The sequence below is a fragment of the Arthrobacter castelli DSM 16402 genome, from assembly GCF_000430705.1.
In the GTDB taxonomy this organism is placed as follows: Bacteria; Actinomycetota; Actinomycetes; order Actinomycetales; family Micrococcaceae; genus Arthrobacter_C; species Arthrobacter_C castelli.
On sequence record NZ_AUMN01000008.1, the window covers coordinates 66,262 to 91,108 of the forward strand.

Sequence of the window (24,847 nt, forward strand, 5' to 3'; positions counted from 1 at the left end):
GTCTGACCTACGAGGAGGCACCTCAATGAGCTCCAGCTACACGCCGGGCCGGGACTCCGGCGACCCGAACGATCCGGCCCACCGGGGCGGTGGCACTGGCGATACGTCAGGCCGGCGACCTGTGGAGAGTGAACCGATCGACGACCAGAACGACGCCGGCGATCCCGGTGACACTCGCACTCGTCCGTTCAATACACGGGACGTCAGCGCCGATGACGACACCCGCACCCGTCCGTTCAACACGCGGGACGTCAGCGCCCATCGTGGCAACGGGGAGAGCATCCAGGGCGAACGGAGCGCGGGCGCCAGCCACCGGCTCGATCCGGACGGTGGGGCGGACGCCGCGCCGGTCGGTGCCGCTGGCGGGGTTGTGAGCCGCGAGGGCAAATTGGAGCGGGAGAAGGACGCCTACGGGGGGATCAAATTCGGCTCCGCCTTCTTCGGCTGGCTGGCAGCGACGGGGATGACCGTGTTGCTGACCGCCCTCGCCGCGGCCATTACCGCGGCAGTCGGCGCGGCCACCAACACCCAGACGGACCAAGTGGTGCAGAACCCGCAGGCAGCCGGCATCTGGGGGATCGTTATCGTGCTGGTGGTGCTCTTTATCGCCTACTATTGCGGCGGCTTTGTTGCGGGCCGGATGGCGCGGTTCGATGGCGCCAGGCAGGGCTTTGCGGTGTGGCTGTGGGCCATTGTCATCGCCATTATCGTCACCCTTGTTGGTGCCATCGTGGGCAGCCAGATGGGCGGGCTCAGCTCGTTCACTTCTCTTCCGCAGATGAACGTGGACCAGTCGATGATGACGATGGCGGGTATTCTCACCTTGATCGGATTGATCCTGGTCACCCTCGGCGGCGCGATTCTCGGCGGGCTGGCGGGAATGCGGTTCCACCGCAAGGTCGACCGGGCCGGATTCGACTTTGGATAGCGTCCGCTGTCGGGATCGACGTCGCCAGGCGGCCCGCCCGTCACCCTCGACAGGCGGTCGGAATATGAAAATCCCCGCACGGTCCGTGCGGGGATTTTACTGAGCGGGCGACGGGAATCGAACCCGCGTATCGAGCTTGGGAAGCTAGCGCTCTACCATTGAGCTACGCCCGCACTGTCACCGTTCAAGAGCCCGGCGCAGCGAAACGTTGCGAACAACGGCATTCACCTTACCGCAGCACGGGCCCGAGGTGGAAACCGGCCGGGAGAACGTGGGAACTACCGGGCGCGGCCGCCGGCCGGAACGGCGGATTTGCGCTGCAGTAAACGGAGCGCAGGCTCGGCCAACCGGGTCAGCACGGGACCGAAGATGCCCATCAGCAAGACATAGGCCGTTGCCATGGCAGCCAGTTCGGGCTCAACCGCCCCGGAGGCGACGGCAAGACCGGCGATGACGATGGAGAACTCGCCACGGGCCACCAGGGACGTCCCGGCGCGAGCACGGCCGGGCACGCCGATTCCCTGATTCTTGGCGGCCCACCATCCCACCGCGATCTTGGTGACGGTGGTGACGAGGGCGAGTACAACTGCCCAACCGAGGACGGGAGGAATGGTCGAGGGGTCTGTGTTCAGCCCGAAGACCGCAAAGAACATCGCGGCGAACAAGTCCCGCAGCGGCTCCAGAATCCGGGTCGCGTTGGTCGCCGTCGAACCTGAAATGGCGATGCCAAGCAGGAAGGCTCCCACGGCGGCCGAGACCTGCAGGGTGGAGGCGACGCCTGCGACCAACAGCGCCGCCCCAAGGACAGTGAGCAGGAAGACCTCCTGATCGTCGCTGTCGACAATAGTTGAGACAGCGCGACCGTACTTCAGCGCGATGACCAGCACCAGGGTGACCACCAGCAGCGAGATTCCCACCGTCTGGGCGCCTGTGGCGAAGCTAAAGCCCGCCAGCACGGTTGTCAGCACCGGGAGGTATACCGCCATTGCGAGGTCCTCGAAAACCAGCAACGAGAGGATAACCGGCGTCTCCCGGTTCCCTAGCCGGCCCAGGTCGGTCAGTACCTTGGCGATGATCCCGGACGAGGATATGTAGGTCACCCCGCCCATCACCAAGGCGGCGATTGGGCCCCAACCAAGCGCCCAAGCCATCACCGCTCCCGGAGAGAAGTTGAGAACGAGGTCCAGCAGCCCGGCGAACCAGGACTGGCGCAGCCCGTTGACCAATTCCTTGGCCGAATATTCCAACCCGAGCAGCAACAGCAGCAGCACCACGCCGATCTCGCTGGTGATCCGGGTGAAGTTCTCCAAGCCTGTGAAGTCGATGACCCCGCCATGGCCAAAGAACAATCCTCCGACCAGGTAGAGCGGAATAGGTGAGATGCCGATTTTTCCAGCGAGCCGACCCAGCAGGGCGAGCGACACGAAAATCGCGCCCAACTCCATCAGGATGAGTGCTGTATGGCTCATCCGGGCTCAGCCTTGCTGGATAATATTGGCGGCGGCGTCAAGCCCCTTCGAGGTGCCTACGGCCACCAGCAGGTCGCCGCCGGTCAGGCCGAAATCCGGCGTCGGCGAGGGCAGCACCTTGCCTGCCCGGATAATGGCGACCAGCGAAACACCGGTCTTGGTCCGCATCTCGGTGTCGCCCAGCGTCAACCCGTCGAACCGGGAGTCGGTCTCGATCAGGAACTGGCGCGTGTTGACCCCGGGAAGATCGCGGTGTTCGTCCGTGAGCTGGGCGACGAGCCGGGGAGCGCCCAGCAGATTGCCCAGCGTCGCCGCCTCGTCCACGGTCAGCGGGATTGAGGCCATCGCAGCGTCGGGATCATCCTGGCGGGAAACAATCAGCTCGGTCTGTCCGTCGCGTTGCGTGACGATGCCGATCCGGCGCCCCGACGCCGTCGTAATTTCTTTGCGCACACCGATTCCGGGCAGCGGTGTCTCGTCAACGTTCATAGTTTCACCCTAAACCCATGCAACTTCCGCCACGTCGCGATATGCCCACTTTCGGCCAGCGGCGGCTGATGCGCTATTTTTGGATGGTGCTGATTTCTGACCGCGACATTCGTGCCGAGATTGACGACGGGCGGATCACGCTGGATCCGTATGACCCTTCAATGGTTCAACCCTCCAGCGTGGATGTAAGGATCGACCGCTATTTCCGTCTATTCGACAACCACAAGTACGCGCACATCGATCCCTCCGCAGACCAGCCGGAACTGACCCGGCTGGTGGAGGTGCCCCCCGATGAGCCGTTCATTCTGCATCCCGGCGAGTTCGTGCTGGGCTCCAGCTATGAGGCGGTGACCCTGCCGGACGACGTCGCGGCACGGCTGGAAGGGAAATCGTCGCTGGGACGGCTGGGACTGCTGACGCATTCGACGGCGGGATTCATCGACCCGGGCTTCTCCGGGCATGTCACCCTCGAGCTGTCCAACATGGCCACGCTGCCGATCAAGCTGTGGCCAGGGTCCAAGATCGGCCAGCTGTGCTTCTTCCGCTTGAGCTCGGCGGCGGAATTCCCGTATGGATCGGGGCCCTACGGGAACCGCTACCAGGGCCAGCGGGGTCCGACGGCGTCCCGGTCCCACCTGAATTTCCACCGCAGCAACCTCACCGGCAACTGACCGCCGTCCGCGGGGTAGCGCCGGGTCCTTCCACTTCCCTCCGCTTTGGGACATTTGACCGGCGGCGCCGGTGTCACTTTGTCCCAAACCGGAGCGAGAATGCTCGGCGCCTGGATCATGCGGCGGCCGCTAACCTGCCGGAACGGCGGCCGGTGGCGTCCTGGACGGCGGTTTGACCGGCAGCAGCACCACCAGACCGGCCAGCAACACCACCATGATCCCCAGGATCCCGTATCGTTGGCTGCCGAATACGGCGATGAATGCCGTGAACAGCGCCGGTGCGAGGAAGCTGACGGCGCGGCCGGTGGTCGCGTAGAGGCCAAACAGTTCACCTGCCTCGCCTTCGGGGGCCAACCGGGCGAGGAACGCACGGGAGGAAGCCTGCGCCGGGCCCACGAACAGGCACAACAGCAGACCGAAGACCCAGAAGGTCAGCACGCCGGACCAGGTGAAGCCGACAACGGTGTACTCCTCGTTGCCCAGCGCAAAGATCGCCAGACCGGCGATGAGAAGCCCGACCAGCGATATCACGATCACCCGCTTCGGCCCGATTCTGTCATCAAGCGCTCCGCCGGCGATTGACCCCAGCGCGGCGACCACATTGCCCGCGATGGCGAAGATGATCACCTCCTGCAGGGCGAATCCGAACGTGCCGGCGGCAATAACCCCGCCGAAGGTGAAGACTGCGGCCAGCCCGTCCCGGAAGACGGCACTGGCCAGCAGGAAGAAGATGGTGTGCGGACTGGAGCGGTAAATCGACCTGATCCGGCGGAACAGCAGCTTGTAGGAGGCAACGAAACTGATCCGCTCCGCTCGAACGGGTTTGATCTCGGGGACCGCGAACATCACTGGAATGGCGAAGACGGCAAACCAGGCGGCCGAGAACACCGCCACCACCCGGATGTTCAACGCCTCCTCGGTGGGCACCCCGAAGAAGCCGGGGGAGACGAATCCGAACAGCACAATGGCCAGCGCAACGATGCCGCCGAAGTACCCCATCGACCAGCCGAACCCGCTGACCTTGCCGATGGTGGCGGGAGTGGAAATCTGCACCAGCATGGCGTTGTAGTTCACGCTGGCGAATTCCATGAACACATTCGCCGCGGCGAGCAGCACCACAGCCAGCAGCAGGAATTCGGCCCGCGGATAGACGAAAAAACACAGCCCGGTCAGCACCACCACCAGCAGGCTGTTCACCCCAAGCCACAGCTTGCGCCGACCGCCGGCGTCGGAGCGTTGCCCGGTGATGGGGGCCAGTAACGCGATCGTCAGCCCGGCGATGGCCAACGCGCCGCCAAGCATCCCGGAGACGTAGTCCTCGCCACCGAACGCCGCAGTGGACGTGAGGTACACGGTGAAGACAAAAGTCGTCATAACGGCGTTGAAGGCGGCCGAGCCCCAATCCCACGAGCCCCAGGCGGCAATCTGCCGTTTGCTGCCGGAAACGCGCGGGCCGTCGGGCGCATCCGGCCGGCCGCCGGAGCCGGGAGCGTCTGTGGATTGGCTCATACGCTGATGCTATATGACGGATGAGTTTGTATGCCCTTGCTAGAATCTAATCACTGGCCCTTGACCATCCCATGGTTGTCTTGCGGGCGTTGATAGCGGTTTCCTTGCCGAGCGGCGTTCCATCAGGTCAACCGCCATTGCCACGGAGATCATCGTGCTGCTTGTGCTCACTATCCATTTTGTGGTGGCACTCCTCGCGCCCTTAATCTTCTCCTGGCTTGGCCGCTCCGGCTTCTACCTGCTCGCTGCCGTTCCGGCCGGATCGTTTGCCTGGCTGCTGAGCCGGTACGACGACGTGATGAGCCCGGGCGGCGACGGCGGACCGAACGCCCCGCCCACGTTGGTGATCGAATGGATCCCGAACCTGGATGTGGCGCTGGCCTTCCGGCTCGATGCCCTGGCCTGGATCCTGTCGCTGCTGATCCTCGGGGTCGGCGCGCTGGTGCTGTTCTATTGTGCCCGCTACTTCAAGAACACCGACGTCGCGCTGGGCCCGTTCGGCTCGCAGCTGCTCGGGTTCGCCGGGGTGATGTTTGGGCTGGTCACCGCCGATGACCTGATCCTGCTTTACATCTTCTGGGAACTGACGACCATCCTGTCCTATTTGCTGATCGGTTACTCCAGGGGACGCCTGGCAGCGCGGCGTTCGGCCCTTCAGGCCCTGATCGTCACCACGTTTGGCGGACTGGCCATGCTGGTGGGGCTGATCATGATCGGTGAGTCGGCCGGCACCTACCGGCTGTCTCAGGTTATCGCCAACGCATCGGCGCTGACGGACGGCGGAATTGCCATAGATGTTGCGATCGCCCTGGTGCTGCTGGGCGCAGTGACCAAGTCCGCCTTGGTGCCCTTCCACTTCTGGTTGCCGGCGGCGATGGCGGCGCCGACGCCGGTGAGCGCCTATTTGCATGCCGCGGCCATGGTCAAGGCGGGGATCTATCTGATTGCGCGGTTTGCCCCCGGTTATGCGGACACCGTGTTCTGGGATCCGCTGATCATGATCCTCGGGCTGGCCACTATGCTGGTCGGCGGCTGGCGTGCCCTGCGGCAGACCGACCTGAAGCTGCTGCTGGCCTATGGCACCGTCAGCCAACTCGGGTTCCTGTCACTGGTGGTCGGGCTGGGCAACCGCGAAGCGGCACTGGCCGGACTTGCCCTGCTGCTGGCCCACGGCTTGTTCAAGGGAACCCTGTTCCTGGTGGTGGGAATCATCGACCACCAGACCGGTACCCGGGATATCCGCAAGTTGTCCGGGCTTTTCAGGTCCGCACGGTGGCTGGCCTGGATTTCGATCATCGCCGCCGCATCTATGGCGGGGCTGCCGTTGCTGGCGGGGTTCGTGGCCAAGGAAACGGTGTATTCGGCCTTCGTCCACCAGGCCACCAGCGGCGCCGGGATGGTCATGCTGGCCGGCATCGTCATTGGTTCCATCCTGACTTTCGCCTACAGCGGCCGCTTTGTGTGGGGCGGTTTCGGCATCAAGCAAGGGATTGCGCGTACCGATTTCGCTCCAGCGAGCAAGCAATTACTCGTCGCCCCGCTGGTGCTCACGGCGGGGACGATACTTTTCGGCATCCACCCGGGCCCGGTCAACGGCTGGATCGAGCCCTATATGCGCCAGTTCCCCGACGGCCCGGCGGACCCGTACCTGGCTATCTGGCATGGATTCAACCTGCCGCTGTTGTTGAGTGGCGTGACCGTGGCGGCCGGGGTGCTGCTGTTCCTTGGCGGGCGTGCCGTTTCCCGGTTCCAGGCCAGGTTCCGCCCGGTCTTCGATGCGGAGCGCGGCTACCGCACCATCATCGGGCTGCTCGATGAGACGGCCGTGTGGGTCACCGGCCGCACCCAGCGTGGTTCGCTGCTGTTCTACCTGTTCGTGATCCTGACGACGGCGATCGTGGTGCCGTTGAGCGCATTCCTGCTGGGCGAAGCGCCGCTGATGCCCACACACTGGCGCTGGTTCGACTCGCCGGTGCAGGCCGTGGCCGGCCTGGGCATCATCCTGGGGGCCATCGGCGCCATCCGCGCCAACAAGCGGTTCCTCGCGGTGCTGATGGTCAGCGTCACCGGGTACGGCATCGCCCTGATCTTTGCCCTGCAGGGGGCGCCGGACCTGGCGCTGACCCAGATGCTTGTCGAAACCATGGTGCTGGTGGCGTTCGTGCTGGCGCTGCGCTCCCTGCCGGCCAAGGTGTGGAGACGCGAAGCTGCGCGGCACCGGGTGCTGCGGGCCGGTATCGGCATCACCTTCGGGCTGGTCATGATGCTGATGACGATGGCGGCCATGGGCTCCCGTACCGCCATGCCGATATCACTCAGGTTCCCCGAACTTGCGTACCGGATTGGCGAGGGCAAGAACATCGTCAACGTCACCCTGGTGGACATCCGGGCCTGGGACACCTTCGGCGAGATCTCCGTGCTGGCCATCGCGGCCACCGGTGTGGCCAGCCTGATCTTTGTCCGTGGTCGCGGGGACCGCCGCCGCCGTGCCGACGGGGTGAAGACCGGGACCGTGGATCGTGGACAGGAAAACCTGGACGAGTTCGGCCGCGAAGCCGCCGCGCTGGCACTGGCGAAGAAGTTCTCGAACGTCGCCAGGGACGCGTGGCTGGTGGCCGGACGCACACTGGCCCCGGAACGGCGCTCCATCATCTTCGAGGTCATCACCAGGCTGCTGTTCCACAGCGTGGTGATCTTCTCCATCTATCTGCTGCTCGCCGGCCACAACAGTCCCGGCGGTGGCTTCGCCGGCGGATTGATGGCCGGCTTGGCCCTGGCCATCCGCTACCTGGCCGGCGGCCGGTTCGAACTGGCGGAGGCGACGCCGATCAGCGCCGGCCTGTTGCTGGGACTGGGTCTCGGCATCGCCTCGCTGACCGCGCTGGCACCGGTGTTGTTCGGCGGGGAAGTGTTCCAGAGCGCCGTCATTGAAGGCACGCTTCCGCTCTTCGGCCACGTCAAGTTTGTCACCTCGACCATCTTCGACATCGGTGTCTACTTGGTGGTCGTCGGGCTGGTGCTCGATGTGCTGCGCAGCCTCGGCTCGGAAATCGACGAACGCAGCGAAGGTGATGGTGATGGCAGCATGCCGGTGGCCCGGAAGGAAGAGGTGGGGCAGCGATGAGCGTGAACTTCACCCTGCTGATCGTCATGGGAGGACTCTTTGCCGCAGGTGTCTACCTGCTGTTGGAGAGGAGCCTGACCCGGGTGCTGCTGGGGATCGTGCTGCTGGCCAATGGAGCCAATATCCTGCTGCTCAATACCGGCGGTTTCGCCGGACTGGCACCGCTGTTCGACGAGGATATTCCCGCGGAAGCATATAATGATCCGTTGCCGCAGGCGATGATCCTGACCTCCATCGTTATCTCCTTCGCCATCACCGCGTTCCTGCTCGGGATGATTTACCGCTCCTGGATGCTGGCCCGCCAGGACGAGGTGCAGGACGACATCGAAGACCGCCGCGTGGCCCGGCAGAGCAGTTACGACGTGGAGGACGACTCCGAGGTGCCGCTGGAGACATCCGAGTTCAGCGGGCCGGACAATCTCGATTTCTCCGGTCCGGGCAATCTGGACGAGAAGGACGAAACGCCCGGCAACCGGGCACCGAGGGAGCCGAAACGATGACGAGTGTGACCAGTCTGGCCCCACTCGCGGTCGTCCTGCCTTTCCTCGGCGCAGCTGCAGCCTTCGTGCTGATCCGCCATCCGAGGATTCAGCGCGTCGTCAGCATCACGGTGCTGACCCTCACCCTGGCACTGGAGGCCACCCTGCTCGCCCTGGCCTGGGACTCCGGCCCTCAGGCGGTTAACCTGGGCGGCTGGCTGCCGCCATGGGGCATCGTGATGGTGGTGGACAAGTTCTCCGCCTTGATGCTGGTGGTCTCCACCTCAGTGAGCCTGGCGGTGTTGATTTATGCCACCGGACAGGGCGTGGCCGACGGCGACGAGGACGGTCCGGTCTCGATCTTCCACCCCACGTTCATGATCCTGGTGGCCGGTGTTTCCAACGCCTTCCTGTCCGGGGATTTGTTCAATCTGTACGTCGGCTTCGAAATCCTGCTCACCGCCAGCTATGTGCTGATGACGCTGGGCGGAACCGGCCCGCGCATCCGAGCGGGGGTGACCTACGCCGTCGTCAGCGTCGTCTCCTCGATGCTGTTCCTGATCGCCATCGGCATGATCTACGGGGCCACAGGCACCGTGAATATGGCAGATCTGGCGATCAAGCTGGCCGAGCTGGATCCCGGCACGCGGAATATGCTGCATCTGATGCTGCTGGTCGCCTTCGGCATTAAAGCGGCAGTCTTCCCGCTGTCCTTCTGGCTGCCCGACAGTTATCCCACCGCCCCGGCCCCCGTTACCGCGGTGTTCGCCGGACTGCTGACCAAGGTGGGCGTCTATGCCATGGTCCGTACGGAGACCCTGCTGTTTCCCGGCGAGCAGCTTGACGCGATGCTGATGGTTGCCGCGGCGCTGACTATGATCGTGGGGATCCTTGGTGCGCTGGCCCAGACCGACATTAAACGTCTGCTCTCCTTCACGCTGGTCAGCCACATCGGTTACATGGTGTTCGGACTGGCCATCTCCACCGCTGTCGGGCTGGCCGCCACCATGTTCTATGTCGCCCACCACATTACGATCCAGACCAGCCTGTTCCTCGTCTCAGGGCTGATTGAACGGCGCGGCGGGACCGCTTCCATCGACCGTCTCGGCGGACTGGCCAGGCTGTCACCGCTGCTCGGCGTGCTGTATTTCATCCCCGCGATGAACCTGGGAGGAATACCGCCCTTCTCCGGATTCCTCGGAAAGCTGGGCCTGCTGCAGGCCGGCGTCGAGCTCGGCACGCCGCTGGCCTACGTCCTGGTGGGTACCGGGGTGCTGGTGTCCCTGCTGACGTTGCTGGCTATGGCACGGGTATGGAACAGAGCCTTCTGGCGCAAACCGGAGGATGCGGAATTCCCGGACCCGGTCCTGCTGGCGACACGCAGCTCAGCGACCGAAGTGGGGACGGCGACAGCCGTGGCAGACGATACTGGCAAAGGGCGGTTTCCGGGTAATGGAGAAGCCACGCTGCTGCCATCGGGAATGGTTGGAGCCACAATAGGGCTCGTCGGCATCGGCCTGGCACTGACCATCTTCGCCGGACCGCTGTTCGATCTGAGCCACACCGCGGCCGAGGCGATGCTGGAGCGCGCCCCGTACATTGAGGCCGTGCTCGGCGAAGGGGCGGTGGACAACTGATGCGCAAGCGGAACAGCCTGCGGCAGGAACTGCCACTGATCATCTGGCTGGTGATCGTATGGGGAGCCTTGTGGAGCGACTTCAGCGTCGGCAACCTGTTGTTCGGGGCTCTGATCGCCGTGGGAATCACCCAGCTGCTGTATCTGCCACCAGTGGAACTGGGAGGACGGTTCAACGTGCTGCACGGTGCCGGACTAACCCTGAACTTCCTTTACCAGGTGGTGGCCGGCAGCATCGAAGTGGCCTACCTGGCCCTGGCCAAGGGACCCAGACTGCAGAACTCAGTGGTGGCTGTCCGGCTGCGCAGCTCCTCGGACCTGGTGGTGACCGCCACCGGCCACATCATCTCGTTGATCCCGGGCAGCCTGGTGGTGGAGGTGGACCGTTCCACCTCCACCCTGTACCTGCACTGCATCAACGTGGTCAGCGAGGACGGGGCGGATGCCATGCGCGCCACCGTCCGCAGGATCGAGAGCCGGCTGATTAAGACGATGGGCTCGAAGCAGGAACTGGAACTGATCCGTAACGAACCCGACCAGCACCCGGCCCGGTCGGGAGAGGAAGGCGCCTCATGATGCAGATTGTGCTGGTTGTGGTGAGCGTTATCCTGTCGCTCGCGGCCGCCGGGGCCATTTACCGGATGGCCAGGGGCCCCTCGCTGTTGGACCGGGTACTGGCCGCGGATGTGCTGTTGGCTATCATCGCGGCCGGCCTGGCCACTGACATGGCGATTAACAGGCATCTGGAAAACCTGATGCTGATGGTGGCGTTGTCCGTGATCGGCTTCATTGGTTCGGTCACGGTTGCCCGGTTCGTATCGGATAAGAGGTGAAGACGCGGTGAACCTTCAACTGGTGCTGGATTCCATCGTGGCCGTGTGCCTGATCTGCGGGGCATTGATGTCGCTGGCGGCAGCCGTGGGGCTGCTTCGGTTCCCGGATTTAATGTCGCGGATGCACTCGGCCACCAAACCACAGGTGCTCGGGCTGCTGTTGATGCTCACCGCCATCGCCATCCAGCTGCGTTCGTGGTCACTGGTGCCGCTGCTGGTCATCGCCTGGATATTCCAGTTGCTGACCTCACCGGTCTCGGCCCACATGGTGGGCCGGTCCGGCTACCGTACCAAGCACCGGCACGAGGAACTACTGAAGATCGACGATTTGGACCAAGTGGTGGAAGCGGCGGCACAGTACCGGGCGGGCGAGTACCGCCGGGCCGCCGAAGCGGGTGAGAAGGCCGAGGAAGCCGCAGCGGAGCAGCAGGACATAGCATTGCCGGACCGGGACGGACCGCCGGAGAACGCCAGGTTCGACGACGACGAATCCCGTCACTAGACGACGCATCCCACCTCTTAAGGAGGCGCGGCCTGAAGAAGGCGCGGCCTCACGGACGCGGGGTCTGGAGGAGGGCCTGAAGCTGTGGCTGGATCGCTTCGCTAGATTTCTTCCCTAGTTCTCTTCCAGAGGGGCCTTTTCCTTCTTGGCCTCCGCCTTCTGGATGGCGCGCTGCGTGCCGCGTCCCGCCGTCACCTGGATGATGGTGGACGCGCACGCGGTCAGCAGCCCCCACATGAGGGCCTCTTTCCACGAGATTTCCAGATCATTCGTGGCCGACGGCGGGTTCTTGCCGGTCTGCTTCTTCCAGCCGAACGAAACAAGCTTCTTAGCCACGAACGTGCCTCCAACGGTGACACCGGTTCCGATCAGCTTATAGACAACGCTCATGACAACTCCGTTCGTAGGGGCGAATGGCCATTTCTCCCTTAGCCTAACTGCTCGCTGCGTCTCGATCGAACATCGGCGGCACGGTGAATAACGTGTAAACTTGGGGCCGTAACACAAACGACAGGGGAGCGCCCCGCAAGCAGGCCAGAGCGAGTCAGAGCAGGTCAGACAAGCCAGAGACGCTGCAGGGCGCTGAGATTGCGGGAGTAACCGCTGACCCTCGAACCTGATCCGGCTAGTACCGGCGAAGGGAGTCGAGTTCTCGGAACAGGAACCCGGGCGGGCTCATCCAATGCATCCCGTCGAAGGAACCGTTCTCCCCTCCTGAACTGCAGGAGGATCATCATGGTTGCCCATCACAATGGCACGGGGGACACGAAAAAGAAGACCAATCCGCGCTGGCGCATCGCCGACATCGTTGTCGCCTCGGTCATCGCAGTCGCCATGGGCGTCATCTTCTGGATCTGGTCGCAGGGATACACCGTGATCGCCGCCGTGACCACGGCATTTCCGCCCCTGGCCGGTCTGTACACCGGCGGATGGCTGATTGCCGGCGTACTCGGCGGGCTGCTGATCCGCAAGCCGGGCGCCGCACTGTACTGCGAATTGATTGCCGCGGCCGTCGAAGGCCTGCTCGGCACCCACTTCGGCATGACAGTCATCATCTCCGGGTTGCTCCAGGGGTTCGCCGCCGAACTGGCCTTCGCCGCCTTCCGCTACCGTACCTGGAACCTGCCGGTGACGCTGCTGGCCGGGCTCTTTTCCGGGATCGCGCTGGGCGTGAACGAGAACTTCCTCTATAACGCCGAGTGGGCCGTCGAATGGAAGTTGATGTACGTGCTGCTCACCGCCGTCTCCGGGGTCGTAATTGCCGGGCTGCTGTCCTGGATGGGTTACAAGGGCCTGAGGCAGACCGGCGTCTTGTCCGGCCTGGCCTCCGGCCGCGCGACGAACCGGATTTAAGTGGTTTCCACGCTGAGCCGTCAACAGGTCCACCCTGCCGAGGTCTCCGCCGTCGGGTGGGGATGGCGCCATGCCGGCCGTGCCGATGCTGCACTGACCGGGCTGAACCTGCATATCAGCCCCGGTGAACGGGTGTTGTTGCTGGGTCCCTCCGGCGCAGGAAAATCCACCCTGCTGCACGGGCTGGCCGGGGTCCTCGGCGACGAGGAAGACAGCGATGAATACGGCCGGTTGCAGATCGACGGGTACCCGGCAGCGGCACTGCGCGGCCGTGCCGGCCTGATGCAGCAGGATCCTGAAGCCTCGGTGGTGCTCAGCCGCATTGGCGATGACGTGGCATTCGGCCCGGAAAACCTTGCCGTCCCTCCGGCCGAGATCTGGTCGCGGGTGCACCGGGCCCTGGATGCAGTGGGCCTGAATCTGCCGCTGCAGGGGCCGACGTCGAAATTGTCCGGCGGGCAGAAGCAGCGTTTGGCCTTGGCCGGATTGCTGGCCATGCAGCCGGGCCTGTTGCTGCTGGACGAACCGACCGCCAACCTGGATCCGGACGGGGTCAATCAGGTGCGGGATGCCGTCGTCCGTTCGCTGGACGAGACCGCCGCGACAATGGTCGTGGTGGAGCATCGGGTGGCGGTTTGGGCCGATGTCGTGGATCGGATGGTCGTGCTGTCGGATGAAGGAACCGTGCTTGCGGACGGCGCACCTGCGAGGGTCCTCGACGACAACCGGCGGCGACTGCAGGACGCGGGCGTGTGGGTGCCCGGCCGCCGGCCGGAGGTCGAGCCACGGCACAACCACGGATCCGGTGTCCAGCTGCTTCGGACGCTGGATCTGTCCGTCTCGCGGGAGAAGGGACGACGGCGGCATCCACCCCGTCCCGCTGCCGCTGGCATCAATACCCAGGTGGCAGCCGGCCAGGCACTCAGCATCACCGGGCCGAACGGGGCCGGCAAATCAACGCTGGCGCTGACCCTCGCCGGGCTGCTCCCGCCGGTTTCCGGCCATGTGACGGCATCTGAGGCACTCGCCGCGGGAGCCGGGCCGGATCCCTGCACGTGGCGACCGAAGGACCTGATCAGCCGGATAGGAACCGTGTTCCAGGAACCGGAGCACCAGTTTGTCACCCATCGGGTCTACGACGAGCTGGCGTTCGGACTTCGGCAGTTGCACGACGACGGCAACGACGCAGGCCGCGTCGAGGAGCTGCTGGAACGTCTCCGATTGTCCCATGTGGCCGGGGCGAATCCCTTCACGCTCTCCGGCGGGGAGAAGCGGCGGTTGTCTGTGGCGACGGCGCTGGCGGCCAGGCCGGACGTGCTGGTCCTCGATGAGCCGACGTTCGGGCAGGACGCCAATACCTGGGCGGAACTGGCCAGTTTGCTGAACAGCCAGCTGGACGCGGGGGCCGCCGTCGTATCGGTCACTCATGATGAGGACTTCACCGAGCTACTGGGTGGCAGCCGGCTGCACCTGGACGCGCAGCCCGAAAGGGGTGCTGGGCATGAGCAGTGAGAGCATCGCCGCCGGCGGTGCCGCGGGCGGTTCCGCGGATGGCCCCGCGGGCGGTTCCGGCGGTTCCGGCGGTTCCGGCGGTTCCGAGGGCGCCGGGGGCAGGACGGCGGTACTGGCACGGGCCAATCCGGTGTCGAAACTCGGTGGCGTATTGCTGCTGACTATTGCACTGGTGCTCACCGTGGACTGGGTGTCGGCGAGCATTGCTTTGATCTGCGAGCTCGCAGTGCTTCCGCTGGCCGGTGTGTCACTGCGGACGCTGCTGGTGCGCGGTTGGCCGTTGCTGGCCGCGGCGGTCGTCGGAGGGTACGGAACCGCGTTGCTGGCCCCGGACAGTGGTGCGGTGGTGTTCGAATGGTGGGTAATCAGCTTCAGCGAAGGATCGTTGAGCGCCGGCGTGGCCATCATGCTGCGCGGCCTGGCGATTGCGCTGCCGGGGATCATTATTCTCGCCTCAACGGACCCGACGGATCTGGCCGATGCGCTGGCGCAGAAGCTGCGGTTGCCGCACCGGTTTGTGCTTGGCGCGCTGGCGGCGATGCGGCTGGTGGGACTGCTGCTGGATGAATGGCAGGTGCTCACGATGGCGCGCCGGGCCCGCGGCGTTTCCGGCGGCGGAGGATACGCGGCACGGGTCAGGACGTCGCTGGCCCAGTCACTGGCCCTGCTGGTGCAGGCGATCCGTAAGGCGACCCGCCTGGCGATGACCATGGAGGCACGTGGTTTCGGCGGGGCCGAACGCACGTGGGCACGGCAATCCCGCTACAGCGGTATCGACGCGTGGGTACTCTGCGTCTCCTTCGCCGTGACCGCTGCCGCCGTCGGTTCAGCCGTTGCTGCCGGAACGTGGAACCCTGTGTTCTAGCGGCGCACCGGACCCGGACCGGGCTTCAATCGTGGCCGGACCTCAGGTGATTTTATCCAGCAGCGTGGTCAGTTCGGCGGTCAAGGCGGGGGAGCCGGCAATGGCCGTGCCGTCGATGCTGTTGACCGGTGCCAGCAGCCGGATACTGGAGACCAGCCACACGCCGTCGGCGTCGAGCAGGTCGGCCCGTTCCAGCGGGCCATAGCCCAGTCTCCACCCGGCCTGCCCGGCGGCGGAAAACAAGGCACCTTGTGTAGTGCCGGGCAGTATCCCGCTGTCCCGTCGCGGGGTCACCAGTTCCCGGGTCCCGTCACGGGTGCGGGCCACCAGCACCGTGGCCGTCGGTCCTTCCAGTACTTTCCCGTCCGAACTGGTGAAGATGACGTCATCTGCGCCCTGTTCGGAGGCGTGGCGGATGGCCGCCATATTCACCGCGTAGGAGAGCGTCTTGGCGCCCAGCAGCAGCCAGGGAGCCCGGTCCGCGATAGTGCTGTCATAGCCCCGGTCCAGCAGCAGCACGTCGATACCGTCCTCACGCTGCCGGGCGGCAGTGGGCGAGGGAAGGAAGACGCTGACCCACGACGTCGGCCGTCCGCTTCCTTCCACCCCGCGGGTCGACATCAGCTTCAGCACAATTTCCGGCGCAGCCGCCTTCTCCACTGCTGCGAACTCGTCAAGCGCGGTGGTGATCGCCCTGCGCCAGGCCTGCTGGTCCGGGAGCTCAAGCTTCATCGCCTCGGCCGAATGGCCCAGCCGGTCCAGGTGCGCCTGCAGCTTCCGGGGGGTGCCGCGGACCACCAGCAGCGATTCGAATACGCCATCGCCGCGGGTGGCGCCCAGGTCCGTTGCCATTAACTGGGGGTGGCCGGCGTCGGCAATCCTGCCGTGTTCATGGGCAGGATCCAGGAAAACCAGAACAGTCATGACTTCACTTTAGTGCCGGTCCGGCCGCAGGCTCAGTCAGGGAACCGGGCACCGAGGGCCGACAGCACTCCGTACGCCTTGGTGCGTACCTCTTCCCATTCCGCTTCCGGATCCGAATCGGCCGTGATGGCCCCGCCCACGCCGAGGGTGAGCTGCTGGCCGCCGTCGTCGGCCGATATCACCAGAGTACGGATCACCACCGACAAATCAGCCGCTCCATTGAGCGAAAAGTAGCCCAGCACGCCCGAATAGACGCCGCGGGGCTGCTGCTCCAGACCATCGAGGATGTCCATGGTGCTGATTTTCGGGGCGCCGGTCATCGAACCGGCGGGGAACGCGGCGGCCACCGCAGACGCCCGGTCTGCTCCGGGACGCAGTCGGGCATCGATGGTGCTGACCATCTGGTGCACCGTGGCATACGATTCCACGCTGCACAGCCTGGAGACCGTGACACTGCCCGGAACGGCGAAGTGGGACAGGTCGTTGCGCAGCAGATCCACGATCATGATGTTCTCCGCCCGGTCCTTGTCGGAGTTGTGCAGTCCGGCACGGATTGCGGCATCGCGTGTGGCGTCCGGGTCCCGTCGGCGGGTGCCCTTGATCGGTTCGGCCCGCAGGGCACCTTCGGTGTCCAGGCGGAGGAAGCGCTCGGGGGAGGTGCTGGCGATATGCAGGTCGCCGAAGCGCAGGTATGAGGCGAACGGCGCGCGATTGCGGAGGCGAAGCCTCAAGTAGGTCTGCCACGGGTCAACCGGTTCGAGCGGGCGGGCCCGCAACGCGGTGGTCAGGCATATTTCGTAGGAATTACCGTCACGGATCTGCTGTTGGGCGGCGTTGATCCGGTCCAGATACTCCCGCCGGGAATCTCGGCTGCTGAAGGTCGGGCCCGCCGGGACGTGAGCCGACGCCGCATGGTCCGGGACTGCTGGTTCGCCCGGGGCTGGCGGCCGCTCGCCGTGGCGTGGAGGTTCTCCCGTGCCCGGCGCCGGGTCTTCCGCCAAGTGCCCCAGCCGGGTCGCGGCTTCGTCCAGCCAGGCTTCGGCCGAGCCGCCGTCGTCGAGGGCCAGCAGATATATGCACTGTTCGGCATGGTCGAAGACCAGGGCCCTCGTGGCGAAAATCAGTGCCGCATCCGGGGTGTCGGAGGTCGTGTGCGAGGTGGTGTCCGAGCCACCGGTCTCGCGTTTCAGTTCATAACCGAGGAAGCCAAGCCAGCCGAGCGCGAACGGGGCCGGAGTCGGGCTGTCCACCTGCTGGTGGCCCCACACCGTATCCAGCCAGCGGAAGAACGGGCCATCGATGCGGGCGGTGACCGCCGTGCTGCGGATCGTGGTGCGGCCCCCGGCATGGGTGGCCGACCGGCCCAGCGGACCGCCGTCGTCGGCCATAATGCTGAAACGGCACCGCTGCGCTGCCTCGCCGTCGCCCGATGGGGGATCCATGCCTGCCGGCGCATTTGAGCTGTCCAACCACACTGCCCGCTCAGAAGCGCCGTAGACAGTCCCGAAGCACGTGGCAGCATCCACTAATCCGGGGTGCCGGCGCGCCGACACCCTCATGTCGTCGCGGCGGGTGCGTTCGGGAATCAGCAGGTGCTCGGCCTGGGGCAGCCCGGCGAGCGCGTTCATGGTGTGGACGGGAACGTCAGCGTCTTCCAACGCCTCCACCAGCAGGTCGGACGCGGCGGGCACATCGTCCCCGGCCAGCAATTCGGCTTCCTGTTCGGCCCAACGATCCCAGAACGGGGCGAAGAGGTCCCCGTCCCGCCGGAGCGCACGCTCCTTGCGTTCGTCATCGGTGGCCGAACACCAGATGACGACGTCGACCATTGACCGAGCTGCACGGTGGGCGGCGCCGACGCCTTCGACGATCACGATTTCTGATGCGTGCAGCAGGCGCGTGGCTCCGTGCCGGCCGGCCTCCCAATTCCATGGCTTCCAGCGGGCATCCGTGCCGTGGTAAACGGGCGTCAGCACCCAATCGCGGTAGGCGCCGACCCCGGCCTGCAACCCGTCCCAGCCGGGGTAAATGTCCTCCAGATGGAACAGCGAGACAGAGTGGTGGGTGCGCAGGCCGGACGCCAGCTCCAGCGAGAGCGTGGTCTTACCCGCACCGGAGCGGCCGTCGACGGCGATGATCAGCGGTCCGTGCAGGCTACCTGGTGGCATGGGTGGCCCGCCGGACGTACTCGACGACGCCCGGGATCGATGCCTCAATCAGGTTCCAGCTGTCGTTGAATCCGGCTTCGTCGCCATACCAAGGGTCGGCGATGCCCTGCAGCTGCGGGTGCTCCCCGGCGACTTCGGGGTCGAAATCGCGCAGCATCCGCACCTTGTCGCGGCTTTCCTCGTCCGGGGCCAGGGCGCGCAGTTCCTCGTAGTGGTCATCGTTCAGCGCCAGGATCAGGTCGCGCTCATGAAACCAGCTGTCTTCAAAGCGACGGGCGCGGTGGGTGGAGCTGGAAATGCCCTGGGATCCAAGCTTGCGTGACGCGCGCTCGTCGATCGGTCGACCTGTTTCGTAGTCGGTGGTACCTGCCGAGTCGACCGTTGCGACGTCGTCGAGCTCGGCCTCTTCCAATGCCCGGGTGAGCATCAGCTCCGCCATGGGGGAGCGGCAAATATTTCCAGTGCAGACGGTGATGATGCGGAACATGGGCCCAGTCTACCCAGCAACCGGGGCCGGCGGATGTGGCCCTATTTGACCCGGCGGACCGGCTCGTCGACATCGGGATCGGCCACCGGGACGGTGCTGCGGGCGGTCCGGGGCACCGGCGGCGGGAAGGAGTACTGCATACTCGTGGCACGGGGTATGCGGCTCGGGATCATGTCGTTGAAATAGACCGTGGCGCGCAACACCAGGCCGCCAGTGATGAACCCTGCCCACAAGTCGGTGGCCCAGTGCCATCCGAGGTAGATCGAACTGAACATGGTGATGATGGCGATAATGCCGACACCCACCGACAACAGATTGATGGTGTTTTTGCTGACTTGACTGTAGCGGCTCAGCAAGAATACCAGGATCCCGTACAGCGCAATGGACTGGGCGGCATGGCCGGACGGGTAAATGATCCCGTAGCCGCCTTGGCTGAAAAAGCCTCCGTGGAAGAAAGACGGATCCTCCAGCACCGGCGAGGGGCGGGCGATGATGATCTTCATGGCCCCGACCATTCCGACCACGCCGAACTCGGCAGCAGCTGCGATCAGCAGCGGACGCCAGGTGCGGTGGCGCATGGACAGCAGCCCGGCGGTGATTCCGAGAATAGGAATGATGACCGCCTGGCTGGCGATGGGGTCAATGATGTCATCGACAAAGGAGCGCCACTCGGGGAAAACCCACTCCGACCAAGGCTGGTTCAGTGCGCGGTCCAGGCCGTGGAGGGGGCCGCTGGCCAGCACGGTGATGAACACGAGCAGGCAGACCAGTACGGGCAGCGACGTGACGAAACCGACGAATGCGGCACGTTTTGATGAGGGAGCGGAGGGACGACGGTGCGCACCGGGCGCCGCATCGCCCGTCACCGCGGCCGGTGTATCCGGGCCATCGAGCACAATCCACTCCTCGTCGTAGACGATCCCCCCCGTTTTCGTCCCCACGATGAAGTTTATAGCAATGGTTGAAGGACTTCGAGGAATTTGCCGCAGCTCGGCCGCGCATGTGGGTAATGTCACCCAGGCGGTCCGGGTTACTTGTCTTCAGCGGGCCGGTCATGGGCCATCGACAGTGGCGCTGGCCTCCACCGGGACGGTGGGGCCACGGCGTCAGCCGTCCACCCAGGCCAGGATTTCTGCGTGGATCATGACAAACCAGCCGTCAGGGTTGGCGCCCCATGCCCGGAAACCCTCGGCCATGTTTTGAAGTTCGCTGCTGTCCGCCAATCCACGTTCGATGGCCTGGGTGCCGTAGGAGGAATGCACAATGCGTTCGGCCCATGAGTCGGCGAACTGTGGCCGATCCGGCTCGGATGCGTAGACCCACGTAGTGGCGGAGGGGATGATACCGGTCAGGCCGGCCTGGTTTGCCCAGCTCAGCAGGCGCCGCCCGGCATTCGGCTCGGCACCATTGCCGCGGGCAATTTTCTGGTAGATATCCATCCACTGGTCCAGTGCCGCCGCTTCCGGGAACCACCGCATCGCCCCGTAATCACCCTCTCGGGCGGCGATCAGTCCCCCTGGTTTGGCCACCCTGCGCATTTCCCGCATGGCTGCCACCGGATCGGCGAGGTGGTGCAGGATCTGATGGGCATGGACGATATCGAAGGTGTCGTCGCCGACATCAAGGTTGTAGACGTCGCCGGAGCGGAAGCTGAGGTTACCCAGTCCGCGACGGGCGGCAAGTTCGGTGGCGTGGGCAACGACGTCGGCTTCCCGGTCAACGCCGGTGACGTTCCCTGGAGCGACGAGTTCGGCGAAGTCCGCCGTGATGCTTCCCGGGCCGCTGCCGACATCAAGAACATCGCATCCGGGCAGCAGATGCGGCAGCAGGTACGCCGCCGAGTCCCTTGCGGTGCGGAGAGCGTGGGAATTGATCACGCTCTCGTGGTGGCCATGGGAGTAGACGTCTTCGCTCATATCCGGCACGCTACTCTGGCGGTTGGCGCCGGTGGAAGCCAATAAGTCGTACTGTTTCAGAGGCGGCCCCGGTCCGATCGTCCCGGCATGGAATCCGCGAAGCCCGCACCTTTCGGGCGTGGAATCAATGAGGCCTGAGCCAGCAGTGAAGTTGAGTGTGCATGACTCAACTTCATTTGGACATCCGGACTCGATGTGGCAGACTTGAGTGCAGAACACTCAATCGGTGTCTTATTGCGAAAGGAAGATACATGTCACGTGCTGTAGGTATTGACCTCGGAACCACCAACTCCGTGGTGTCCGTGCTCGAAGGTGGCGAGCCCACCGTTATCGCCAACGCAGAGGGCGCCCGCACGACGCCTTCGACCGTTGCGTTCTCCAAGACCGGCGAAGTCCTTGTCGGCGAAATCGCCAAGCGCCAGGCGGTTAACAACATCGACCGGACCATCGCATCAGTCAAGCGCCACATGGGCACTGACTGGAGGGTGGACATCGATGACAAGACATACACCGCACAGGAAATCTCGGCCCGCGTGCTGCAGAAGCTCAAGACCGACGCCGAGGCGTACCTGGGCGAGGACGTCACCGACGCGGTGGTCACCGTTCCGGCATACTTCAACGACGCCGAGCGCCAGTCCACCAAGGAAGCAGGCGAAATTGCCGGCCTGAACGTGCTCCGCATCGTCAACGAGCCGACGGCGGCGGCGCTCGCCTACGGCCTGGACAAGGGCAAGGAAGACGAGCAGATTCTGGTCTTCGACCTCGGCGGCGGCACCTTTGACGTCTCCCTGCTGGAAGTCGGCAAGGATGAGGACGAATTCTCCACTATCCAGGTCAAGGCCACGGCCGGCGACAACCGCCTCGGTGGTGATGACTGGGACCAGCGTGTTGTCGACTACCTGCTGGAGCAGACCAAGTCGAAGACCGGCGTCGACCTGTCCAAGGACAAGATCGCGCTGCAGCGCCTGAGCGAAGCCGCCGAGCAGGCCAAGAAGGAACTCTCCTCGGCCACCACCACCAACGTCTCGCTGCAGTACCTCTCGGTCACCCAGGACGGACCCGTCCACCTGGATGAGCAGCTGTCCCGCGCCAAGTTCCAGGACCTGACCAAGGATCTGCTGGAGCGGACCAAGAAGCCGTTCAACGACGTGATCAAGGAAACCGGCATCAGCCTGTCCGAGATTGACCACATCGTGCTGGTCGGCGGGTCCACCCGCATGCCGGCCGTCAGCGAACTGGTCAAGGAACTGGCCGGCGGCAAGGAGCCGAACAAGGGTGTCAACCCGGACGAAGTTGTGGCCGTCGGCGCCACCCTGCAGGCCGGTGTGCTCAAGGGCGACCGCAAGGACGTGCTGCTGATCGACGTGACCCCGCTGTCGCTGGGCATCGAGACCAAGGGCGGTGTGATGACCAAGCTCATCGAGCGCAACACCGCGATCCCGACCAAGCGGTCCGAGACCTTCACCACGGCCGACGACAACCAGCCGTCCGTGTCCATCCAGGTCTTCCAGGGCGAACGTGAGTTCACCCGCGACAACAAGCCGCTGGGCACCTTCGAACTGACCGGCATCGCGCCGGCGCCGCGCGGCGTTCCGCAGGTCGAGGTCACCTTCGACATCGACGCCAACGGCATCGTGCACGTGTCCGCCAAGGACAAGGGCACCGGCACCGAGCAGTCGATGCGGATCACCGGTGGCTCCTCACTGCCGAAGGAAGACATCGACCGCATGGTCAAGGAAGCCGAAGAGCACGCCGAAGAGGACAAGGCGCGGCGCGAGAAGGCGGAAACCCGCAACAGCGCCGAGCAGATGGTCTACTCCGTCGACAAGCTGCTCAGCGAGAACGACGAGAAGCTGCCTGAGGACGTCAAGACCGAGGTCAAGGCCGACGTCGACTCCCTCAAGGAAGCCCTCGCCGGAGACGACGAGGATGCGGTCAAGCCCGCGTACGAGAAGCTGCAGGAGTCCCAGACGAAGCTGGGCGAGGCGATCTACGCCCAGGCGCAGCAGGAAGCATCCGCCGCTGAGGGGGATGGCGCCGCGGGCGCGGCCGGAGCGGAGACCAGCTCCGACGGTCAGAGCGCTTCGGATGAGGACATCGTCGACGCCGAGGTCGTGGACGAAGACGAGCAGAAGAAGTAGCAATGGCTGACGAGAACGATCCCAAGGTCAACCCCCGGGAAGATCCTGAGAACGAGGCCAACACCGACGGTGAGGGTGCTTCGACGCCCTCACCGGGCGGTGATGAGGAGATCATCGAGGCGGAGGTCGTCGACGACGGTGCTCCCGCGGCCGGCGACGCCGGCCGGAATGCTGAAGCCGGCGATGCTGAAGCCGGCGCGGCGGAGACCGGAGACGAGACCGAAGCGGCCGACGAAGACGGCGATGCATTGGCTCAGGCCGAGGCCATCCTCGAGCAGGAAGGGTCCAAGTCGGAGACCGAGGTGTTGGCCGAGGAGCGGCTGGCCGACTTGCAACGGTTGCAGGCCGAGTACGTCAACTACCGGCGTCGCGTCGAACGCGACCGGGACGTTGCCCGGGATACGGCAGTGATCTCGGTGCTCGACTCGCTGCTTCCCGTCCTGGACGACATCGAGGCTGCCCGGGAGCATGGCGACCTGGAAGGCAGTCCGTTTGCCTCCATTTCCAATAAGCTCGATGCCATTCTGGGCCAGCATGGGTTGGTCCGCTACGGTGAAGTCGGAGCCGAATTCGACCCCAACTTCCACGAGGCGCTGATGCAGCAGCCGAGTCCGGAGGTTGAGGTGGAGACCGTCAGCCACGTGCTCCGGGCCGGCTACAGGTCCGGCGACCGGATCCTGCGCGCCGCGCAGGTGGGTGTGGCGGTACCAGAGTAAAGTTCTTCAGCAGAGGCGGAGAACGTTCGTGGCGGGGTGCGGCGCTCGTAGGGGCGCCGCACCCTGTTGCGGCACGGATTATTGAGAGGAGGCGCCATGGCCGCGAGCCAGGATTGGATTGATAAAGACTTCTATAAAGTCCTCGGTGTCTCCAAGGATGCCGGCGAGGCAGACATTAAGAAGGCGTACCGCAAGCTGGCGCGCACCCACCACCCCGACAAGAACCCGGACGACCCGGCGGCCGAGCAGAAGTTCAAAGACATTAGCGAGGCCTACACGGTGCTCGCCGATGCCGAACAGCGCGAGCAGTACGACGCGATCCGCGCCATGGGTTCCGGCGCGCGGTTCAGCGCCGGCGGATCCGGGGGCAGTGCCGGCGGCACAGGGTTCGAGGACCTCTTTGGCGGAATGTTCAATCAAGGTGGCGGTGGTCCCCGGCGGGGCCGGACCAGGTACTCCACCGGAGGATTCGACACATCCGGGCTCCCCCCGGAGTTCGCCGACCTCTTCGGCGGTGGCGGTGCTGGTGGGGGATTCCAACCGCCCCCTTCCAAAGGCGCGGACGTCACCGCCAGTACATCGATTTCCTTTGCCGGTTCCATCAAGGGAACCACGATTGGACTGCGCAACTCCCGCGGAGACGTCACCCAGGTGCGCATTCCAGCCGGCGTGAAGGACGGACAAAAGATCCGCGTCCGGGGCAAAGGCCAGTCCGGGCCGGCAGGAAATGGCGATCTAATGGTGACTGTGAACGTGAAACCGCACGAGTTCTTCGCCCGTGAAGGTGACAATATTCGCATCCACGTGCCGGTCACCTTTCCGGAGGCTGCCATGGGCGCGAAAGTTGACGTGCCTACACTCACCGGCGATACCGTCACGGTGAAAGTGCCCGCCGGTACGCCGTCGGGCCGCACCTTGCGGGTCAAGGGAAAGGGCATTTCGAGGTCCAAGGCGACCGGCGACCTGCTGGTCACCATCGACATCGTGATCCCGCAAAAGCTCTCCAAGGAAGCCGAGGCAGCCGTCACCGCCTTTGCGGAGGCAACGGCCGACGGCGACCCGAGGGGATCATTGAAGGACAAAGCCAAGCTGTAGCGCTGCATGGAATGGATGTAGGAGGAGTGC

22 protein-coding genes, 1 tRNA gene, 1 pseudogene and 1 riboswitch are annotated in these 24,847 nt (G+C 64.9%); of the genes and pseudogenes, 14 read left to right on the forward strand and 10 right to left on the reverse strand.

Features of this window, described 5'->3' with window-relative positions; all coding sequences use genetic code 11:
* The first annotated feature begins 25 nt into the window (after nucleotides 1–25).
* Nucleotides 26–928 carry a YrzE family protein gene (locus H535_RS27755; RefSeq protein ID WP_051298999.1) on the forward strand — a complete coding sequence of 301 codons (903 nt, stop codon included), beginning with the start codon at nucleotides 26–28 and terminating at the stop codon, nucleotides 926–928.
* A 102-nt stretch (nucleotides 929–1,030) separates the two neighbouring features.
* On the opposite strand, the gene H535_RS0110370 is transcribed toward H535_RS27755, so the two are convergent.
* From H535_RS0110370 to H535_RS0110380, 3 genes are all read right to left on the reverse strand, one after another.
* Nucleotides 1,031–1,101 (reverse strand) — tRNA-Gly (locus H535_RS0110370).
* Nucleotides 1,102–1,206: 105 nt separating this feature from the next.
* Entirely contained in the window at nucleotides 1,207–2,397 is a 1,191-nt protein-coding gene (locus H535_RS0110375) for a cation:proton antiporter (protein ID WP_026819496.1), read from the reverse strand.
* Nucleotides 2,398–2,403: 6 nt separating this feature from the next.
* Nucleotides 2,404–2,886 carry a cation:proton antiporter regulatory subunit gene (locus tag H535_RS0110380; RefSeq protein WP_026819497.1) on the reverse strand — a complete coding sequence of 161 codons (483 nt, stop codon included), beginning with the start codon at nucleotides 2,884–2,886 and terminating at the stop codon, nucleotides 2,404–2,406.
* An 86-nt stretch (nucleotides 2,887–2,972) separates the two neighbouring features.
* Between H535_RS0110380 and dcd the strand changes: the two genes are divergently transcribed.
* Nucleotides 2,973–3,557: a dCTP deaminase gene (dcd, locus tag H535_RS0110385; protein WP_026819498.1), complete on the forward strand. Its 585-nt coding sequence runs from the start codon at nucleotides 2,973–2,975 to the stop codon at nucleotides 3,555–3,557.
* A 129-nt stretch (nucleotides 3,558–3,686) separates the two neighbouring features.
* Here the strand turns inward: dcd and H535_RS24725 are convergent, their stop codons facing one another.
* Complete coding sequence (locus H535_RS24725) at nucleotides 3,687–5,066, reverse strand: MFS transporter (protein ID WP_035769127.1); 1,380 nt, start codon at nucleotides 5,064–5,066, stop codon at nucleotides 3,687–3,689.
* 154 nt (nucleotides 5,067–5,220) lie between these two features.
* On the opposite strand from H535_RS24725, the gene H535_RS24730 reads away from it, so the two are divergent.
* The 6 genes and pseudogenes from H535_RS24730 to mnhG form a co-directional block, all read left to right on the forward strand.
* Nucleotides 5,221–8,190: a Na+/H+ antiporter subunit A gene (locus H535_RS24730; RefSeq protein WP_035769128.1), complete on the forward strand. Its 2,970-nt coding sequence runs from the start codon at nucleotides 5,221–5,223 to the stop codon at nucleotides 8,188–8,190.
* The gene (locus H535_RS0110400; RefSeq protein WP_026819499.1) at nucleotides 8,187–8,690 is read left to right on the forward strand and encodes a Na(+)/H(+) antiporter subunit C; all 504 of its coding nucleotides are present in this window, start codon (nucleotides 8,187–8,189) and stop codon (nucleotides 8,688–8,690) included. Before H535_RS24730 ends, H535_RS0110400 begins: the two co-directional genes overlap by 4 nt.
* Nucleotides 8,687–10,306, forward strand: coding sequence for a Na+/H+ antiporter subunit D (locus H535_RS0110405; protein ID WP_026819500.1), 1,620 nt, complete (start codon nucleotides 8,687–8,689; stop codon nucleotides 10,304–10,306). The genes H535_RS0110400 and H535_RS0110405 overlap by 4 nt, the downstream gene beginning before the upstream one ends.
* Nucleotides 10,303–10,881, forward strand: coding sequence for a Na+/H+ antiporter subunit E (locus H535_RS0110410; protein ID WP_026819501.1), 579 nt, complete (start codon nucleotides 10,303–10,305; stop codon nucleotides 10,879–10,881). The genes H535_RS0110405 and H535_RS0110410 overlap by 4 nt, the downstream gene beginning before the upstream one ends.
* The gene (locus H535_RS0110415; protein WP_026819502.1) at nucleotides 10,878–11,138 is read left to right on the forward strand and encodes an MrpF/PhaF family protein; all 261 of its coding nucleotides are present in this window, start codon (nucleotides 10,878–10,880) and stop codon (nucleotides 11,136–11,138) included. The genes H535_RS0110410 and H535_RS0110415 overlap by 4 nt, the downstream gene beginning before the upstream one ends.
* A gap of 7 nt (nucleotides 11,139–11,145) precedes the next feature.
* Nucleotides 11,146–11,493, forward strand: a pseudogene (gene mnhG, locus H535_RS29920) (monovalent cation/H(+) antiporter subunit G); the annotation flags it as partial.
* Between the two features lie 261 nt (nucleotides 11,494–11,754).
* On the opposite strand, the gene H535_RS24740 reads toward mnhG, so the two are convergent.
* Entirely contained in the window at nucleotides 11,755–12,030 is a 276-nt protein-coding gene (locus H535_RS24740) for a DUF4235 domain-containing protein (RefSeq protein WP_051299001.1), read from the reverse strand.
* A gap of 112 nt (nucleotides 12,031–12,142) precedes the next feature.
* Nucleotides 12,143–12,300, forward strand: a riboswitch (TPP riboswitch).
* 75 nt (nucleotides 12,301–12,375) lie between these two features.
* On the opposite strand from H535_RS24740, the gene H535_RS0110430 reads away from it, so the two are divergent.
* Genes H535_RS0110430 through H535_RS24745 form a run of 3 tightly spaced genes read left to right on the forward strand, consistent with a single transcriptional unit; the run spans nucleotide 12,376 to nucleotide 15,370 of the window.
* Complete coding sequence (locus H535_RS0110430; protein ID WP_051299003.1) at nucleotides 12,376–12,993, forward strand: ECF transporter S component; 618 nt, start codon at nucleotides 12,376–12,378, stop codon at nucleotides 12,991–12,993.
* Complete coding sequence (locus H535_RS0110435; protein ID WP_026819504.1) at nucleotides 12,994–14,505, forward strand: ABC transporter ATP-binding protein; 1,512 nt, start codon at nucleotides 12,994–12,996, stop codon at nucleotides 14,503–14,505. It begins immediately after the preceding gene.
* The gene (locus H535_RS24745; RefSeq protein WP_081416606.1) at nucleotides 14,495–15,370 is read left to right on the forward strand and encodes an energy-coupling factor transporter transmembrane component T family protein; all 876 of its coding nucleotides are present in this window, start codon (nucleotides 14,495–14,497) and stop codon (nucleotides 15,368–15,370) included. Before H535_RS0110435 ends, H535_RS24745 begins: the two co-directional genes overlap by 11 nt.
* A 42-nt stretch (nucleotides 15,371–15,412) precedes the next feature.
* Here H535_RS24745 and H535_RS0110445 read toward each other — a convergent pair whose 3' ends face one another.
* From H535_RS0110445 to H535_RS0110465, 5 genes are all read right to left on the reverse strand, one after another.
* Nucleotides 15,413–16,294 (reverse strand): aminodeoxychorismate lyase, encoded by an 882-nt coding sequence (locus H535_RS0110445; protein ID WP_026819505.1) that lies wholly within the window; start codon nucleotides 16,292–16,294, stop codon nucleotides 15,413–15,415.
* A 32-nt stretch (nucleotides 16,295–16,326) separates the two neighbouring features.
* The gene (gene pabB, locus H535_RS0110450; protein ID WP_026819506.1) at nucleotides 16,327–18,462 is read right to left on the reverse strand and encodes an aminodeoxychorismate synthase component I; all 2,136 of its coding nucleotides are present in this window, start codon (nucleotides 18,460–18,462) and stop codon (nucleotides 16,327–16,329) included.
* Nucleotides 18,449–18,949: a low molecular weight protein-tyrosine-phosphatase gene (locus tag H535_RS0110455; RefSeq protein ID WP_081416586.1), complete on the reverse strand. Its 501-nt coding sequence runs from the start codon at nucleotides 18,947–18,949 to the stop codon at nucleotides 18,449–18,451. Before H535_RS0110455 ends, pabB begins: the two co-directional genes overlap by 14 nt.
* A gap of 41 nt (nucleotides 18,950–18,990) precedes the next feature.
* Nucleotides 18,991–19,890: a phosphatase PAP2 family protein gene (locus H535_RS24750; RefSeq protein WP_155838649.1), complete on the reverse strand. Its 900-nt coding sequence runs from the start codon at nucleotides 19,888–19,890 to the stop codon at nucleotides 18,991–18,993.
* 165 nt (nucleotides 19,891–20,055) lie between these two features.
* The gene (locus tag H535_RS0110465; protein WP_026819508.1) at nucleotides 20,056–20,865 is read right to left on the reverse strand and encodes a class I SAM-dependent methyltransferase; all 810 of its coding nucleotides are present in this window, start codon (nucleotides 20,863–20,865) and stop codon (nucleotides 20,056–20,058) included.
* Between the two features lie 251 nt (nucleotides 20,866–21,116).
* On the opposite strand from H535_RS0110465, the gene dnaK reads away from it, so the two are divergent.
* The 3 genes from dnaK (at nucleotide 21,117) to H535_RS0110480 (ending at nucleotide 24,817) form a co-directional block, all read left to right on the forward strand.
* The gene (gene dnaK, locus H535_RS0110470) at nucleotides 21,117–23,006 is read left to right on the forward strand and encodes a molecular chaperone DnaK (protein WP_026819509.1); all 1,890 of its coding nucleotides are present in this window, start codon (nucleotides 21,117–21,119) and stop codon (nucleotides 23,004–23,006) included.
* 2 nt (nucleotides 23,007–23,008) lie between these two features.
* Nucleotides 23,009–23,722, forward strand: coding sequence for a nucleotide exchange factor GrpE (locus H535_RS24755; protein WP_081416587.1), 714 nt, complete (start codon nucleotides 23,009–23,011; stop codon nucleotides 23,720–23,722).
* A 96-nt stretch (nucleotides 23,723–23,818) separates the two neighbouring features.
* On the forward strand, nucleotides 23,819–24,817 hold the full coding sequence (locus H535_RS0110480; RefSeq protein WP_035769135.1) for a DnaJ C-terminal domain-containing protein: 999 nt from the start codon (nucleotides 23,819–23,821) through the stop codon (nucleotides 24,815–24,817).
* Nucleotides 24,818–24,847 lie beyond the last annotated feature (30 nt).

What these genes read in the sequence shown, in the direction of transcription:
- H535_RS27755 (WP_051298999.1), top strand. Translation starts at nt 26, where the DNA reads ATGAGCTCCAGCTACACGCCGGGCCGGGACTCCGGCGACCCGAACGAT.
- H535_RS0110375 (WP_026819496.1), bottom strand. Translation starts at nt 2,397, where the DNA reads ATGAGCCATACAGCACTCATCCTGATGGAGTTGGGCGCGATTTTCGTG.
- H535_RS0110380 (WP_026819497.1), bottom strand. Translation starts at nt 2,886, where the DNA reads ATGAACGTTGACGAGACACCGCTGCCCGGAATCGGTGTGCGCAAAGAA.
- H535_RS24725 (WP_035769127.1), bottom strand. Translation starts at nt 5,066, where the DNA reads ATGAGCCAATCCACAGACGCTCCCGGCTCCGGCGGCCGGCCGGATGCG.
- H535_RS0110400 (WP_026819499.1), top strand. Translation starts at nt 8,187, where the DNA reads ATGAGCGTGAACTTCACCCTGCTGATCGTCATGGGAGGACTCTTTGCC.
- H535_RS0110405 (WP_026819500.1), top strand. Translation starts at nt 8,687, where the DNA reads ATGACGAGTGTGACCAGTCTGGCCCCACTCGCGGTCGTCCTGCCTTTC.
- H535_RS0110415 (WP_026819502.1), top strand. Translation starts at nt 10,878, where the DNA reads ATGATGCAGATTGTGCTGGTTGTGGTGAGCGTTATCCTGTCGCTCGCG.
- H535_RS24740 (WP_051299001.1), bottom strand. Translation starts at nt 12,030, where the DNA reads ATGAGCGTTGTCTATAAGCTGATCGGAACCGGTGTCACCGTTGGAGGC.
- H535_RS0110430 (WP_051299003.1), top strand. Translation starts at nt 12,376, where the DNA reads ATGGTTGCCCATCACAATGGCACGGGGGACACGAAAAAGAAGACCAAT.
- H535_RS24745 (WP_081416606.1), top strand. Translation starts at nt 14,495, where the DNA reads ATGAGCAGTGAGAGCATCGCCGCCGGCGGTGCCGCGGGCGGTTCCGCG.
- H535_RS0110445 (WP_026819505.1), bottom strand. Translation starts at nt 16,294, where the DNA reads ATGACTGTTCTGGTTTTCCTGGATCCTGCCCATGAACACGGCAGGATT.
- pabB (WP_026819506.1), bottom strand. Translation starts at nt 18,462, where the DNA reads ATGCCACCAGGTAGCCTGCACGGACCGCTGATCATCGCCGTCGACGGC.
- H535_RS0110455 (WP_081416586.1), bottom strand. Translation starts at nt 18,949, where the DNA reads ATGTTCCGCATCATCACCGTCTGCACTGGAAATATTTGCCGCTCCCCC.
- H535_RS0110465 (WP_026819508.1), bottom strand. Translation starts at nt 20,865, where the DNA reads ATGAGCGAAGACGTCTACTCCCATGGCCACCACGAGAGCGTGATCAAT.
- dnaK (WP_026819509.1), top strand. Translation starts at nt 21,117, where the DNA reads ATGTCACGTGCTGTAGGTATTGACCTCGGAACCACCAACTCCGTGGTG.
- H535_RS24755 (WP_081416587.1), top strand. Translation starts at nt 23,009, where the DNA reads ATGGCTGACGAGAACGATCCCAAGGTCAACCCCCGGGAAGATCCTGAG.
- H535_RS0110480 (WP_035769135.1), top strand. Translation starts at nt 23,819, where the DNA reads ATGGCCGCGAGCCAGGATTGGATTGATAAAGACTTCTATAAAGTCCTC.